The 15,342-nt window shown below is 70.9% G+C and carries 11 protein-coding genes and 1 pseudogene; 4 read left to right on the forward strand and 8 right to left on the reverse strand.

Annotated features, from left to right (window positions below; genetic code table 11):
* A pseudogene (locus tag ABZY91_RS38170) lies at positions 1 to 141 on the forward strand (pirin family protein); the annotation flags it as partial.
* 408 nt (positions 142 to 549) lie between these two features.
* Here the strand turns inward: ABZY91_RS38170 and ABZY91_RS38175 are convergent.
* Complete coding sequence (locus tag ABZY91_RS38175; RefSeq protein ID WP_355408369.1) at positions 550 to 708, reverse strand: hypothetical protein; 159 nt, start codon at positions 706 to 708, stop codon at positions 550 to 552.
* 357 nt (positions 709 to 1,065) lie between these two features.
* On the opposite strand from ABZY91_RS38175, the gene ABZY91_RS38180 reads away from it, so the two are divergent.
* Positions 1,066 to 1,188 (forward strand): hypothetical protein, encoded by a 123-nt coding sequence (locus tag ABZY91_RS38180; protein ID WP_355408371.1) that lies wholly within the window; start codon positions 1,066 to 1,068, stop codon positions 1,186 to 1,188.
* Between the two features lie 48 nt (positions 1,189 to 1,236).
* Here ABZY91_RS38180 and ABZY91_RS38185 read toward each other — a convergent pair whose 3' ends face one another.
* From ABZY91_RS38185 to ABZY91_RS38210, 6 genes are all read right to left on the reverse strand, one after another.
* Positions 1,237 to 2,043, reverse strand: coding sequence for a class I SAM-dependent methyltransferase (locus tag ABZY91_RS38185; RefSeq protein WP_355408387.1), 807 nt, complete (start codon positions 2,041 to 2,043; stop codon positions 1,237 to 1,239).
* 523 nt (positions 2,044 to 2,566) lie between these two features.
* Positions 2,567 to 3,601 carry a hypothetical protein gene (locus ABZY91_RS38190; protein ID WP_355408373.1) on the reverse strand — a complete coding sequence of 345 codons (1,035 nt, stop codon included), beginning with the start codon at positions 3,599 to 3,601 and terminating at the stop codon, positions 2,567 to 2,569.
* A 51-nt stretch (positions 3,602 to 3,652) separates the two neighbouring features.
* The gene (locus ABZY91_RS38195; protein WP_355408375.1) at positions 3,653 to 8,503 is read right to left on the reverse strand and encodes an RHS repeat-associated core domain-containing protein; all 4,851 of its coding nucleotides are present in this window, start codon (positions 8,501 to 8,503) and stop codon (positions 3,653 to 3,655) included.
* A gap of 368 nt (positions 8,504 to 8,871) precedes the next feature.
* On the reverse strand, positions 8,872 to 9,555 hold the full coding sequence (locus ABZY91_RS38200) for a hypothetical protein (RefSeq protein WP_355408377.1): 684 nt from the start codon (positions 9,553 to 9,555) through the stop codon (positions 8,872 to 8,874).
* Positions 9,552 to 10,301 carry a MerR family transcriptional regulator gene (locus ABZY91_RS38205; protein ID WP_355408379.1) on the reverse strand — a complete coding sequence of 250 codons (750 nt, stop codon included), beginning with the start codon at positions 10,299 to 10,301 and terminating at the stop codon, positions 9,552 to 9,554. Before ABZY91_RS38205 ends, ABZY91_RS38200 begins: the two co-directional genes overlap by 4 nt.
* A 181-nt stretch (positions 10,302 to 10,482) precedes the next feature.
* Positions 10,483 to 11,427: an alpha/beta hydrolase gene (locus tag ABZY91_RS38210; RefSeq protein ID WP_355408381.1), complete on the reverse strand. Its 945-nt coding sequence runs from the start codon at positions 11,425 to 11,427 to the stop codon at positions 10,483 to 10,485.
* A 195-nt stretch (positions 11,428 to 11,622) separates the two neighbouring features.
* On the opposite strand from ABZY91_RS38210, the gene ABZY91_RS38215 reads away from it, so the two are divergent.
* Entirely contained in the window at positions 11,623 to 12,570 is a 948-nt protein-coding gene (locus tag ABZY91_RS38215; protein ID WP_355408383.1) for a WYL domain-containing protein, read from the forward strand.
* 92 nt (positions 12,571 to 12,662) lie between these two features.
* On the opposite strand, the gene ABZY91_RS38220 is transcribed toward ABZY91_RS38215, so the two are convergent.
* Positions 12,663 to 13,184, reverse strand: a complete 522-nt coding sequence (locus ABZY91_RS38220; protein ID WP_355408385.1) for a TerD family protein — start codon at positions 13,182 to 13,184, stop codon at positions 12,663 to 12,665.
* A 617-nt stretch (positions 13,185 to 13,801) separates the two neighbouring features.
* Between ABZY91_RS38220 and ABZY91_RS38225 the strand changes: the two genes are divergently transcribed.
* On the forward strand, positions 13,802 to 15,169 hold the full coding sequence (locus ABZY91_RS38225; RefSeq protein ID WP_355408389.1) for an MFS transporter: 1,368 nt from the start codon (positions 13,802 to 13,804) through the stop codon (positions 15,167 to 15,169).
* The last annotated feature ends 173 nt before the right edge of the window (positions 15,170 to 15,342 follow it).

Below are 15,342 nucleotides of genomic sequence, written 5' to 3' on the forward strand. Positions count from 1 at the left end.
ACCGGCGAAGAAATCCAGCAGGCCCGCAACGACTGGGAAACCGGCACCCGCTTCGGCGAAGTCCACGGCTACGACGGCCCCCGCCTCCACGCCCCCGAACTCCCGGCCCTACCCCTCAAGCCCCGCGGTCGGGTGCGCTGACCTGGGGAGATGCTTCGAGGAAAGCATATGTGCCCTGTCGCTACCGACTGGACTTTTCGGGCATCGCAAGGTCATTGGCAGAGCGAGTTCCGTCTCCCGCACCTGCCCCCTCGGGGGGCAGGTGCGGGGCCGTTGATTCTCAGGTCTACGCGCGATTTGCAAGGTCTGCTCGTACCGATGCTGACCTTCTGCTGATGTTTCTGACTGATCGTCGGTGACGGATTGGCCTGGAAATCGGCGGGCTCGGCCCCGAGTATCCGGCCGACGGCGAACGCCGCAGCGGCGTTGAGCGCGTTGTGCCGCCCCGGAACCGCCAGGGTGAAATGCCAGTTTGGTGCTGAGAAGCCAGAACCAGCCCCGAGAGTGAGCCGACGCGGCGCGAGCAGCGTTGTTCTCGGGCGATGCGGATCAGCAGCATGACGGCGTGAACGCCCGCCGGTTGTCCATGCCGCCTTCGGCCTGGTCGACGGCCTCGATCTCCACGTCGAGGGCGTCGACGCCGTCGACGGCACTCCAGCTTTTGTCCGTGGCCGGACTCAGCTTTCCCGGCCGCGTGTCTATACGCAACGGTGCGCATCGTCCGTTCGCTTGATCGCTCAGGCCACGACCTACCACTGACAGGCGCTACGGGTGCGACTGCTGAGATTTGTCCAGGCATATCCACCGACCGGCCCCTGAGTTCCAGGAGGTCACACGAGGTGAGGCCGCCCTCCACCGTGGTGGAGGGCGGCCCTGTGGGCTCATCGGCCGTGGCCCGCATCGATACTCGCCCCCAACCCGTGCCGCCGCTCGGAGTGTCGGAGGCCATCCTCATCACCGTCCGCTCTGCCATGGGCGAACTGGAGGGAGTGCCCCAGCTGTGCGAGGTGCTGAAGGAGGGCAACGGCGTGCTGTCGTACAGGAGCCCGAAGAGGGAGAACGGCGTTGGAGCCGAGCATAGGCCGCCGCGACATGGCGGCGCTGGGGCGCAAGGTCCGCAGCGCAGGGCGGCCGTGGACGATGGGCGCCGCCGAGCCCGGCGACCGCCCCGACCCGGCCGCAGACTGAAGTGTGGCCGGTCTCGTCGAAGTTCGACGGTCTGGCCGGGGTGGCACTTCAGCGTGCGGTGACCCAGTACGCTGCGAGCGGGCGGTTCCCGTGCGGTGCGGCGACGGCCCGCAGGACGTCGCTCTGGCTGAGGACGAGTTGCCGTACCGGTTCGGAAAGCGCGGCCAATCGTTCTCCTCCGGTGGTCAGGTCGAGACAGGCGGTGATCTCCCAGTCCGCGTCCTGGAGTGCGTCGGTGCGGACCGGCCCGTCGCCGTCCGTTGTCCAGCCCGTCTCGGGCAGGAGCCGCAGCAGCGCCTCGCGGGAGAAGGACGTGCGGATGTTGCCCTCGCCGTGTGAGCCCGCGGCCTCGATCTGGCCCTGGATCAGTACGGCGAGCAGGTGCGCCAGCTGGTCGCCGCGGGTGGGCGTCAGGTCCCACTCGGTGAACCACAGCCGGCGCGCCCAGGGCCGCACCCGGGCCAGCGTGTCGCGCAGCTGCCCGAGCGAGGCGAAGTACCAGGAGCAGTGGGCGAGCACGACGTGGTCGAAGGCGTCGGAGGGGAAGTCGACGGACAGGTCGCGGACGTCCGTGCTGAAGCGGAAGTCGATGCGCGGCCCGAGCGGGCTCGCCGCGAGCCGGGCCGCCGATTCCCCGAGCGTGACCGGCGCCCCGTAGGTCGGATCGGCGACATCGACGGCCACCACGCGTCCCTGGGGACCGACGGCTTCCGCGAGGACGGCGGTCATGTCGCCCTGCCCGCACCCCAGTTCGAGGACGGTGGATCCGGGCTCGATGTCCCAGCTCTCCACGAGTGAAGCGCGGTGGCGTGTCTGTACCAGCTGAGCATCCGGGCTGTGGTCGGCTGCGGCCATGGTCTTCACGAGCAACGGAATCCTGGCATGGAGATCGAAGTGCTTCACACAATCCTCAGTGGCTGTTCGGCGAACCGGTGAGGACGAGGGTACGAGACGCCCCTTGGCGGCGCCTGCGATTTCTCGGTCGAGCCGGGCGTTCAGTTCGCCGGCCGCGCGGGGCCCGGCGGCGAGCGGGCCGAGGACCGGATGCAGGTAGGAAGGGGAGGCCGGGACGGGGTACTCGGCGGTGAGGACTTCGGCGACGGCCTGGGCGGCGTCCGTGAGTCAACCGGCGCGAGAGGAGCGGTTGGGCGTGGCGTCGGTGCTCATCATCGGGCCCTACGGGACGAGCCGGCGGCGGCGAGGCGGCCGAAACCCGGCACACAGCCCTGCCGGGGGCGGAACTGGCCGCCTCCGTGGTGGCCCGCCTCGCGAAGGGGGTGACGGCCCTCGATGAGGAGATCGCGGGGATCGCGGAGGTCGACGCCTCCTGCCGCCGCGGGCGGGATGGATGCGGACGGCGGTCTTCGAACCTCGTTTCCTACTGGTTGAGCTCGTAGAGGTTGAGGCCGCCGACGATGTCCCCTCCGTCCACCCAGAAGGCGCCCCAGTTGCCGTACCTGTCGTACGCGTAGATCTCCGGGGCGAACCACTCCCTCCACGTGTCCAGCGGCCCGTTCGGAAGGTGCCATCCGTTGCCGCCGGTGGTGGAGTGCACCCAGGTGAAGCACAGGTACTGATCGGGGTTGTCCCGGTTGTAGATCTTCGCGTAGTCCCACCACTTGTTGCCGTCGGGGAAGTTGACGACCTGGGCTTCGCTGCGCCCGTCGCTGTCGAAGTAGTACGCGGAACCGTGCGGCTCGTGGTACCAGACGTAGCCGCCGTAGAAGTTCTTGTGGTGGTTGTCGGGGGTGATGTTGCAGGCGAAGAACCCGTCGTAGCCGGATCCGCTGAAGTAGTTGCTCACCGAGAAGGTGACGAAGTAGTTGTCCGGGGATCGCAGGGACAGGTAGTAGTTCCAGGCGTTCGTCGTCACGTACTTCGTGTCTTCGCCGTACTTGGTCGACGTTCGCGAGTAGTCCCAGGCGACGTCCGCCAGCGTGTACGTCACGGCCTTCCGCGGATTGAGCCTGACCTTCGCCTGGTGCGTTCCGTTCAAGGAGCTCTTGATGATGTGGTCGCTGTCGGTCTTGACCTGGACGCCGATCGACTTCGGGCTCACTCCGGGGGCGCAGTACACGTAGAACGTGACCAGCTGGGTTCCGTCGTCGTCGAACGAGGCTTCGGCGCGCTCACCGGACAGGCCGGGGGTGGCGGTGAAGGCGTTGGTGGTGTCCGTGTAGCACCAGCCCGAGGTGCCGTTCCAGTCGAGTGTCGACTCGGTGACGTAGTCGATCAGCCACAGGCGGTCGAGCAGGTGGGCGGAGTCGACCTCGACGGGATCCCCGTCGCCGTCGGTCGGCGCGATACTGATCATCACGCCGATCCTGTTCCGCCCGTTCGCGTAGATGTCGCACGTCTCGTCTCCGCTCACGAGGATGATCGAGAGCTTCGACACGCTGGTCCATGTCGACATGCGTGGTCTCCTTCGTTCGTCCGAGATGGTGCGGCGGCGTGCGGCAGGGTGTCAGAGCGCCGTGTGGAATTCGGCGAAACGTGGCGAGTACGAGTAGCCGGCGTCCAGGCCGAGGAACTCCCGGACGGCGTCGTCGTTGCGGCTGCAGCAGAAGCCCACGATGATTTCGTGACTGGAGTCGCCCCGCAGGATCTCCCCGATCCGGTCGAACGACAGGCGGGGCGTGTTGTGCACGTACACGTTCGGAGACCAGAGGCTCTCCTGCCCCGTGGCCGCGTGCGGCCTGCCGCCGACGTCCTGGTGGTAGAACTCCGCTTTCACTTCCGCGCCGGTGCGCTCCCCGAGCTCGGCGCCGTGTGTTCCGCTGAGAATGTCGACCTTTTTGCCGCGCGCCGCCGCGTTCAGGGCAGCCCTCCTGACCATGACTCCGTCGACCTCGCCTTCGCTGACCCAGACCCTCGCACCGTTGCGGTTCTCGATGACGAACATGTCCCAGGGGGTCTTGTCCGGTAGGACGACCGGCAGGCCGTGGAGCTCGGGATCGGTCTTCGCGAGCTTCAGACCGAGCGTGGCCTTCCTCTTCGCCGGCCCTCCGAAGCCGCGTGCGGCCTCCTCGGCGAAGCCCGGGGCGCGCTCGGCCCCGAGGCGGGCCAGGCGCGCGCCGCCTTCGGCCAGCCCGGCCGCCCCGGTGCCGAGCGAGACCCAGCCGAGGACGGCCGAGGCCTTGGGGGAGGCGGTTTCGAGGGCACCGCTCGCGATGGCGGTGACGTCGGAGGCGACGCCGAGCGTGCCGACGACCAGGGTGGTGGCGGAGGCGGCGCTGATCGCGGCCATCACCCCGCCGGCGGCGACGATGGCCATGCCGCCGGTGACGGCGGCCAGGGCGAGGTCCGCGATGCCCAGGCCGATGCCGAGCCAGGCCTGCCAGCTCAGATGGCCCGACGGGTCGACCCGGTTGACGGGGTCGCCCGCGCAGTACGCGTAGGGATTGACGCCGCCCGCACCGAAGGGGCTCAGGGTGTCGGGGGTGGTGAACCGCAGGAGGACGGGATCGTAGGCGCGGGCCCCGTTGCCGAGGTGGTACCAGCCGGTCATCGGGTCGCTCCGCTGGCCGGTGAAGCCCAGCAGGCTGTCGGCGCCGCCGACCGGCCGTTCGCCGTAAGGGGTGCGGGCGTACGGTTCCTGGCCCTCGGCGCCGGCCGCCAGGTGGACGGTACCGGCGCCGTCCGTCGTGAGCAGCCGGGTGCGTCCGTCGCGGGACTGGGCCACGTAGGCGCCGTTGCCGAGCTGCAGGAGGCGGCCTGGCCGGCCGTCCTCGGTGACGGCGGCGAGGGATTCGCCTCGGTAGTGGAGGACGGTGGTGTGGCCGTCGGTCCGCTGGGTGAGCAGCCGGTTGAGCGGGTCGTAGCCGTACTCGTTCGCCGGGCCCGTCGAGCGCAGGCGGCCGAGCGGGTCGTAGGCGAGCGTGCGCCCGGCCCGGTCCGTGATCAGGCGCCCGGCCGCGTCGTAGGCCAGGGTGATCCGGGGCGGGTGGGTGCCGCCGGTGTGGGTGATGCCGGTGAGCTGGCACGGGTCGGACGGGTTCTCGTACAGGTAGGTCGCGGTGTCGGAGCCGTCGGAGCCGTCGGAGCCGTCGGCGTACTGCGACCGGCACCGGGTGACGTTGCCGAAGGCGTCGTGGTCGAAGCTCTGCGCGGTGATCCCGTTGCCCTGGGCGTCGGTCGGAGGCGTCGGTCCGGCGCAGGTGTAGGCGGTGAGCCGGTTGCGGCCGTCGTAGGCGAAGGTCTCGTCGCGCAGCAGCGTGGTGCCGGAGGTGGACGTCCTGCGGGCGAGGAGGTCGTTGTCCAGCCACTGCTGGGTGAGCGACCAGGTGCGGCCCCGGCTGTCCCGGGTCGAGCGCGTCACCTCGCGGCCGAAGTCGTCCAGCGTGAGCGTGGTGGTCAGGGTGTACCCGGACTGCGGGTCCCTGACGGTCCACGAGGTCGGGCGGCCGTCGGAGCCGTAGCTCACCGACACGCCCATCGCCGGGTCGGTGATGGCGGTGATCCGGCCGAAGGTGTCCCGCAGGGTCTGCCGGTCGGTGCCGTCCACTCCGGTGTAGCCGGTTTCCAGGCCGCCGGGCGTGAAGGTCCATCGCGCGGTGACGCCGGGGCCGCCGGATCGGGTGGTGGTCTCGGTGCGGGGCAGGCCGGCGGGGGTGTAGTCGCGCGTCACCGTGACGTCGGCCTCCTGCGCGCTCGTCAGGAAGCCGGAGACGGGGTCGTGCCCGAGGCTCTGGGTGAGGGAGTCGGCCTGGACCCGGGAGACGGCGTTGCCGAGTTGGGGGACGAAGGCGTAGCTGATCTGCCGCCGGTCGGGGGTGGTGACCTGGGTGGGGAGGGGGTCGCTGTCGTGGGCGTACCGGTAGGACCAGGTGCGCCCGCCGGAGCTGGTGCCGGTCAGTCGTCCCAGGCCGTCGAAGGTCTGCGCGCCGTAGGGGATTCCGGCCACGGTGAGCGTCGTGGCGAGGCCGCCGGAGGAGAACGGTGCGTAGGCGCGGGTGACGGCCGTGCCGTCGGGCAGGGTGGTGCGGGTGAGCCGGCCGCGCATGTCGTAGTCGTACTGCGTGGTGTTCCCCAGCTCGTCGGTCTCGCGGCGCAGCCGGCCCCGGCCGTCGTGCTCCAGTGTGCGCCGTCCGGAGGGGGCGCCCTTGAGGTCGAACCGCTCCGTCGCCACCGGCTCGCCCCGCGTGTCGAAGGTGGTCACCCCCGTTCCGGACACCGGGCTTCCGCCGCCCAGTTGCTGGACCGTGGCCGTCAGCGAGACCGGGTCGATCCGGGTGAGCCGGCCGGTGCCGTCGTCGCAGGCGATTGCCGACAGCCGGCCCCAGTCGTCGTAGGACAGGGTCCGGGTCAGCTCGGCCGCTCTGCCGCCGCCGTGGGGCAGGTGGTCCGTCACCGACTCCGATGCCGCGCGGCCCAGTTCGTCGTAGCTCACGCGCTGGACGACCTGCCAGGTGCCGTCGCCGCCGGTGTGCCGGCGCTCGCCGACGACCGGCCGCCCGGCGCCGTCGAAGCTGACGCGCCGCTGGTTGCCCAGCGGGTCCGTGGATGTCGTGACGAACGGGGCGGAGGTCCCCACCTCGTAGGTGTGGGTCTCGGTCGCCTCGTACGGGGTGCCCGGGTGGGTGGTGCGGGCCAGCGTACGGCCCAGGCCGTCGTAGCTCGTGGTCACGGTGTTGCCCTGCGGATCGGTGGCCGACCACAGGCGCCCGGTGAACCGCGAGCGTCGCTGCGAGCGCATCGTCGTCAACCGGTCGTGGGTCGTCAGACGGTGCGTCTGGACCAGCGCCTCACCGTCCGTCCGGAAGGTGAAGGCGTGGGACGCGGTGTAGGAGTCGCCGCCCTCGCCGTCCGGGAACTCGACCTCGGCCAGCGCGGTGATGCGGCCGAACTCCGCGTCCGAGGTGCCGTAGGCGAGGTCCTCCCTCCGCAGGAGCCGGCCGTCGGCGTAGTGCCGTTCCGAGGACTTCACCACCGCGGTGGGCACCCGCGCGTCCGGTGTCGCGTACGAGGTGTAGGAGTAGGACGTCCTGACGGCGGGTGCGTCGAACCCGGTGCCCGGCGGCGTGTGCGTGACGGCCCTGAGCCACCGGGTGAATCCGTGGGGATCGGGCGGGCAGTCCGATCCGCTGCCGCCCGTGGGGTAGAACTCCCAGTCGGTCCGGGTCCCGTCGGGATCGGTGCGGCTGCGCGGGTTGCCGGCGTCGTCGAAGTCGGTCTGTGTGACCTCGTCGCGTGATCGGCCGTCCGGGTCGGTCCAGGTGACGGTGCGGGTCTTCGGGAGCTGGAAGCGGTCGTCCTGCTGCTCGAACCGCCGGCCGACGACCGCGTGGTAGTCGGTGCGAACCTGCCGGGAACAGCCGTTGCGGCTCGTCGTCTCGTCCGTCTGCAGGTGGTAGGTGTTGAAGGTGCGGGTGGTCCTCGCGGTGCGGCCCCCGGTGGTGACCGACTCGGTGGAACCGTAGGTGTAGCCGGTCAGGACCCCGTAGAGACTGTCGAGGTCGGAATTCCAGGCAGCGCCGGATCGGCCGCCGAGGAAGTTGTTGTCGGTGTAGCTGTAGTCCACCTCGGTCTGCGGCTGGTCGCCGCCCGGTCTGCGGACGAACCGCGTCACATAGGGCAGGGCCGGTAGTCCGGCGGAGTCCGGGAACCGGTGACCCGTCCCGCCCTGGGAGTAGGAGACGGTCTCGGACATTCCGCCGGGCATGCCGACCCGGGTGATCCAGGAACCCCACGCCCCCTGCCGGCCCACCGGTTCGGAGGTGAAGCTCCAGACCAGCGGCGCGTCCGCGCCGAGCCCGAAGTGGTGCACGCTCGACAACAGGCCGTCCTGGAAGCGCAGTTCCACGCGGTACCCCTCGGAGTGCCCCGGCAGCACCGTCAGGGTGGCCTTGGCGCTTCCGGTGTAGTCCACGGTCAGCAGGGTGTCGTTCTCGTCGTTCACCGCCTTGAGACGCGGCACCGAGCCGTGGCCGAAGTCCCAGGTCAGGCCGAGGGCGTGCCCGGCGGGCGTCAGCAGCGTGGTGGGCACCTTGAGGCCGAACGCGTTCCGCGGCCCGGTGAGGATCTCCACGTCGCCGGACTTGTGCACCAGGCGGTACGCGTCCCGGTCCTTGGTGACGCGCACCGTGTCCAGCTTCTTCTGCCTCAGGACGACCGTGCTGTCGGTCTCCTGGACCTTGTACTGCTCTCCGGAGGCCAGGACCAGCAGCCGGTTGTCCCGGTCGTAGGCGGTCAACCCCAGCGAGACGCCCCGCCCCAGGCCCGCATCGGTGCCGTTGAGCGGTGAGTAGCCCAGTACCAGCGGCAGCGACGGCCCGAGATTGCGGTTGCCGACCAGATTCCCCAACGAGATCCGCACGTTGAACAATCCGGTCCGGGGATCCACACCCCCCGCGACCGCACTCCCGAAGTTTCCGGCCTGTGAGTAGAACGACGGCGGTGAACTCATGAAGAACACTTCCGGCAGAGGCGGACAAGGCGGACAAGGCGGAACGGGAGGAGGGCAGGGAGCGCAGGGCGGAACGGGCGGACAGGGCCCTGGCGCCGGCCCCCTCAACCTCTCACCAGACTGACGGCTCCGATGCTCGCGTGTGGTGCGGACACGCAGAATGGCTGATTCCCTTACAGGGCAACAGACTTGAGGGGAGCAAGGGGCCATCGGGGCCCGCGGGCAGGGCGATGGGGCGGACCGGACCGGACCGGACCGGACCCGTACCCGGACCCGGGTCAGGTCTGCGAGGCTGCCTCCGGGCCCGGTCCGGGCGTGAACCGTACTCGCGCGACGGCGTCGTGGAGGGCCTGTGGGTCGTCCGCGTGCAGCCTGATCACCGTCACGAGGCGGGGTGCGCCGAGGAAGGTCGGTGCGTCGACCGGTTCGGTGAGTTCGAGTGTGACGGAGGTCTGCGAGGCGATGGGGAGGTTGAGTTCGCCGTCCTTCTTCTCGTGGGTGAAGCGGGTGTCGCGGCGGACGGATGCGATCCGGTCGAGGGGGAGGCGGATGTCGACGCCGGCGGCCTGCCGGATCCGCAGGGTGCGGCCGGCGAGGACGTGCGGCCGGGTGCGGGAGGCGGCGTGCAGCCCGAGGACGAACAGCACGGTGTAGACGTCGACCACCAGGAGGACGGCGTGGAGGACGGGTAGGCCGGCGAGGAGGAGGGACAGGGCGCCGGTCTCGACCACACAGGCGAAGGTGAGGGCGTACATGGTCGTGGCCTGGTCCCGGCCGTGGGTGAAGACCGCGTCGGCTCCGTCGGTGCCGTGCGGTCGGCGGGTGACCCACCGGACCAGGCTCTCCATGACACGTCGCTCGTGTGCGAGGACGCGCAGCACGGGTACCGGAACGAGTCGTGGGCGCTTCGGTGGCGCGGTGCCGGCGGGCTGCGGCCGGGGCGCCGGCGGCGTGGAGGTCATGCGGACTCTCCCTGTCGTCGCTTGAGGAGTCCGAGCGCGCGGCGCACGGCCGCGGCCTGGGCCGGGGCCAGGTCCTCGTAGAGGGCCCCGGCCGGGCCCCACGCGTCTGCGCCGGGGACGTGCTCCGCCAGACTGTCGGGCAGAAGAGCCGCCAACGCTTCGGCCGCCCGTGCCACCTGCGGACTGTCCGGCGCCTGGCCGACGAGGTCGTCCAGCAGGCCGTAGACCTGTCCCGCGTGCTCGGACATCTCCTGCAGCGCCGCCATCAGCGACACCCGCCGTTCCTCCGGGGTCGCGGCGTCGAGAAACGCCAGGTGCTCGCGGTCCTTCGCGGCCACGGGCGAGTCATCGGCGCCGCCGAGCGAGGCCAGCAGACCGGCGAGCTCCGGCGAGACCGGTCCCCCGGGGAGCAGGGACCCCTCCTGCGCCTGCACCAGCAGCGCGGCCAGCCGCGACCGTCGCTCCCGCAGGAGGGCCTCCTGCCGTGCCAGGTCGGCGTCCAGCTCCTCCAGGACCTCTCTCAGGTCATGGCCTTCGGCGTCCGCCAGGACGTCCCTGACCTCGTCGAGTCCGACTCCGAGCTCGGTCAGCCGACGGATCCGGGCGAGCAGGACGGCGTCCCGTATGCCGTACTCGCGGTACCCGTTGCTGCGTCTCAGGGGTTCGGGCAGCAGCCCCAGATGGTGGTAGTGCCGTACGGCCCGCGGGGTGACCCCGACCAGCGCCGCGACTTCGCCGATTCTCATGAACCCAGTGAAGACCATGACGTCGCGGCAAGGTCAAGGACAGGCACACCTGCCCCCGACCCGGCCGCGCCGGTCCGTCGGCGAACTCTTCCGTTCGCCCCGACGATTCCGGCCTCTGGTCCGACGAGCCGCTCAGGAGAAGGTCCGGCCCGGAGAATCACATGATCGACCGGACGGATTCTCAGGCCCTCTCGTGCCGCCTCAGCCATTCCGAGATCGCCCGGTTCGTCTCTACCGGCTTCTCCTGCTGGATCCAGTGGCCGCAGTCCAGGCTGACCACGTCCACCTGGGGCACGAACGCGGCCAGGTTCTCGGACCTGCGCACCGCGTCCCGGTCGCCGTAGATCATGAGCGTGGGCTGCCGGACGATCGGGTCCACGTCCGCCAGCAAGCGCCAGTTGCGGTCGAGGTTCCGGTACCAGTTCACACTGCCCGTGAACCCCGCCGATTCGAAGGCGGAGACGAAGACAGCCAGTTCGCCGTCGCTCATCACGGGCTCACCGAGCGGCTTCTCCGCCCTGGCGAGATCGATCAGTGCCATACCCGGCCGAGGCTCCCTGGGGGGCTCGTTCTTCCGGTAGATGTTGCGAAGGAACCGGAAGGTGTTCTCTTCGAACACGGCGTCCGCGACGCCCGGCTGCCGATTGAAGTGGACGAAATAGAAGTCGCCGCCGAGTACCTCCTCCATGGACTCGATCCAGGGCCTTTCTCCGCGCTCCTGGTAGGGCAGGCTCAGGTTGATCACCTTGTTGACACGGTCCGGATGCAGCAGGGCCAGTCCCCAGACGACCATGGCACCCCAGTCATGACCGACAAAGGTGGCGTCCTCGTACCCGTAGTGATCGAGAAGTCCGACGAGATCACCCGACAGGTGTGCAATGTCGTAGTCCGTGACTTCGGCCGGGCGGGACGAATTGCCGTAACCCCGCTGGTTCGGGACGATGACATGGTATCCCTCTGCGACGAGGGCGGGCACCTGGTGACGCCAGGAAAAGGCGTGCTCCGGCCAGCCGTGGCAGAGCACGACGGGCTTTCCGGCATTCTGTCGACCTGCTTCGAAAACTTCGAGCTCCACGCCGTTGACCGGAACAACGGTGGGCTCGGGGAAATCGGCTGGATTGAACACTGAATTTCTTCCTCATCTTTTCGGGATTCGGGACGATCAGGCGGCGAAGGTTCCCGACGACGGCGCCGGTGCAGCCCCGGCAGGCCGGGGACCGACACGGTCGCGGGTGGTGCGACTCGCCCGTGAGGCCATGTCGCCATCCTGCCGACGAACCCGGTCACCCCATGACCGGTTTTGTGTGGAAGTGTTGCCGGCGTGCGAACCGACCGGCTGGTGGCCGTCCTCCTCCTGCTGCAACGGCGCGAGCAGGTGACGGCGGCGGAGGTCGCCCGAGAGCTGGAGGTGTCCGAGCGCACCGCCCGCCGCGACCTCGACGCCCTGGCCACGGCCGGGGTGCCCGTGTACTCCGTGCAGGGCCGGGGCGGCGGCTGGCGCCTCGTGGGCGGCGCCCGCACCGACCTGTCCGGGTTGACCGCGGGTGAGGCCCGTGCGCTGTTCCTGGTCGCGGGCCAGGCCTCGGCCGCGACGCCGGCCGTGAGAGCGGCTCTGCGCAAGCTCGTCCACGCCCTGCCGGAGCCCTTCCGGGTGCAGGCCGAGGCCGCGGCGTCGTCGCTGGTCATGGACCCGCAACGATGGGGGTCGAGCCCGGTCGAGCACCGGCCGGCCCGCTTCCTCGACGAGCTCCAGGACGCGGTGATCCGAGGCGTCCAGGTGCGGCTCGGCTACGTCGACGGCAAGGGCGCCGAAACCGCGAGGACCGTCCACCCGCTGGGCATCGTGGCCAAAGGTCCGTCGTGGTACCTCGTCGCCGACACCGGGGCCGGCCGGCGGACCTTCCGGATCGACCGCGTGTCCTCCGTCGACCCGACCGGCGATCCCGCGCGGCGACCCGCGGACTTCGACCTCGCCGCGAGCTGGCGCGAGATCGCCGACGAGGTCGACCGCAGGCGGACGCCCCTGGAGATCCAGGCGGTGTGCGCGCCCGACGGGATGGGCCTGCTCCGAATGATGCTCGGCCCTCGGCTCGTCGTGGGAGGTTCCACGACCGCCGGCCGCGTCGAGGTCGTGATCCGCGGCTACAACGAGTACGCGCTCGCCGGCGAGCTCGCCGGACTGGTCGAATGGCTCGACGTGACCGGCCCTCCGGGTGTGCGGGACCGCCTGGCCTCGATCGGCAGCGCGCTCGTCGAGCGGTACGGCTGAGACCCTGATGCGGCGCCGGCCGGCGGGCGGTACCGACTCGTACGGCTCGGACAGAATCCCGGCCTACCCGCCCCGGCCTTCTGCGGCAGGCTTCAGGTGCCCATGATCCTCGCGAAGGTCGCCGGATCGGCGTCGAATCCGTGGACCCCGGGCCGGAATCCCCAGACCCCTGAGCTGTTCCGGACGAACTCCGCGACCCTCGCCGCCGTGGCCTCACCGGTGCCGGAGAAGTCCACGACCGCGAACTCGTCGCGCCCGTTCCGGATCTTCAGCACGGGGTTCGCTATGTCCCCGAACGTCAGCCGGCCGGCGTTCTGCTGGATGGCGACGCCCACGACAACCCGGCGGTAGCGGTCCGCCAGACGGTCGAGCTCCAGGACCAGGCGCTCGTCGACGCCGAGGCCCTTGCCGTCGCGGCTGTCCCTGGTGAGTGTGATGGTGCCGTCGGGAGCGCGGCTGTCGAAGTGGACCAGGTAGGAGGGGGCGACGGACGGGGCGTCGGCGGTGTACGTCGCGGCGACGAGGTCCAGATCGTGACGTGCCGCGCCGGCTGGGCTCGGATCCCACAACAGGCCTACTTCGATCCGCTCCAGACCCTTGTTGAGACTGCTCACCGGACTCTCCCTTCGTCGTCACACCGACCCACGGCGCCATGGAGTACCCACCCGATGGTGGGCAACGACAGTGTACTGACATGTGATTGACAGGAAGTGAGCTTCGCGCGGGCGAACCTCGGGCCCGGCTGACCGTCCGACCCGCGCGGACCCGGCCCAGGGGCAGGGCCTCCGCGTGGTCGGGCGGCGAGGCGGAGGCCGAGGAGCCGGGCGGCGCGGCCGACGGAGCCGGGCACGAGGTGGCGGTAGATCTCGAAGGCAGCTCCGGCCCGGACCACCGCGGTGCCGGTCGCCGCCCACGGGCCGAATCCGACCGCGGGTCCGGCGTTGCGGTCGCGGGCGGCGCGCAGCCACTCCACGGATCCCGCGGCGGCCCGGCGGCCCGGCGGCCCGGGGGCCCGGGGGAGCAGGGAGCGCCCGGCGGATCACCCGCCGCGGCGACGGCCCGCAGGTGCGGGTCCGCCGTTCCGGATGCGGCGGGCCGAGTTTGGCGGTGCCATGGAGAGACGCTGTCGGGCGCCTGATCCTTCCGCCGTGAAAAGAGGCCAGCTCCCGTGACCGAGGATCCCGCCGCCGGCGAACACGCCCGTCCTGCCCGGTCGGGCGCCGGCTCACGCATGCTGGCACCACTCGCGCTGGCGCAGTTCATCTGCAGCTTCGCGGGCTCCAACATGAACGTGATGATCAACGACATCAGCCACGACCTGGACACCACCGTGCAGGGTGTGCAGGTCGCGATCACCGTGTTCCTGCTCGTCATGGCCGCGTTGATGATCCCGGGCGGCAAGGCGACCGACCGGTTCGGCCGCAAGCGCTGCTTCCTCGCGGGCCTCACGGTCTACGGCGTAGGCGCGCTCCTCAGCGCGGTAGCCCCCGGACTCGGCGTGCTGATCCTCGGCAACTCGCTCCTCGAAGGCGTCGGCACCGCCCTGCTCATTCCCCCCGTCTACATCCTCACCACGCTGCTGTACCCCGACCTGACCTCCCGTGCCCGCGCGTTCGGGGTCATCATGGCGGCCGGCGGCGTCGGTGCGGCCGCGGGCCCGCTGATCGGCGGCCTGATCACCTCCGCGATCAGCTGGCGCGCCGCGTTCGTCTTCCAGGCCCTGGTGGTCGCGGTGATCATCGCACTGAGCCGAAACATCGCCGACCCGCTCCCCGCCGACCCCGATCGCCACTTCGACGTGCGCGGCGCCGTCCTGTCCGCGGGCGGGCTGGTCCTGATCGTCACGGGCATCCTCGCCGCCGACGACAACCTGTGGCTGACGCTCGGCCTGATCACCGCCGGCGCCCTCGTCTTGGGCTGGTTCCTGCACTGGATCCGCGGCGAGGAGCGCGCCGGGGTGGAACCACTGCTGTCCACCAGCCTCTTCCGCAACCGCACGGCCAACCTCGGCCTGGTCACCCAGAACGCCCAGTGGCTGCTCCTCATGGGTACCTCGTTCACCGTCGCCACCTACCTGCAGGTCGTCCGCGGCTACGACGCCATCGAGACCGGCGTCATCTTCACCGCCGCCACCCTCGGCGTGCTCGCCTCCTCCCTCGCCGCGGAACGCCTCGCCAGGCGCTTCCCCCAACGGACCCTGATCATCAGCGGGTTCGCCCTCGCCGTGTTCGGCATCGCCCTCCTGCTGGCCCTGGTCGCCGGCCGACCCGGCGCCTGGGCGTTCGCCCCCGGGCTGCTGCTGATCGGTCTCGGCCTCGGCGTCATGCTCACCCCCTCCGTGAACATGGTCCAGTCCGCCTTCCCCGAGGACCAGCAGGGCGAGATCTCCGGCCTGTCCCGGAGCATCTCCAACCTCGGCTCCTCCTTCGGCACCGCCGTCGCAGGCACCATCCTCGTCGCCAACCTCACCCAGAACGCCTACGCCGCCGCCATGGCCACGCTCGCCCTCGCCGCCCTCATCGGCCTCGCCGCAGCCGTCCGGCTCCCTCGCACCGCCCCCACCGCACCGACCCGGGCCGGGGCCAGGCCCCGACCGTGACTCCGGCCGGCTGCTGACCCCGGCCGGCTGCTGGTCCCGGCCCCGCGGACCGTCCGGCAGCACGGGGCCGGGGGGCGCCCGCGGCGGGGCGGGCGGGCCCGGCGGGCGGCCGGGGCGGGGGGGCGGTGGGGGGGGGGGGGCGGGCGCGGGGGGGGGGCCCGGGGGCGCGCCGG

This window comes from Kitasatospora sp. NPDC002965 (assembly GCF_040611255.1).
Taxonomy (GTDB): domain Bacteria; phylum Actinomycetota; class Actinomycetes; order Streptomycetales; family Streptomycetaceae; genus Kitasatospora.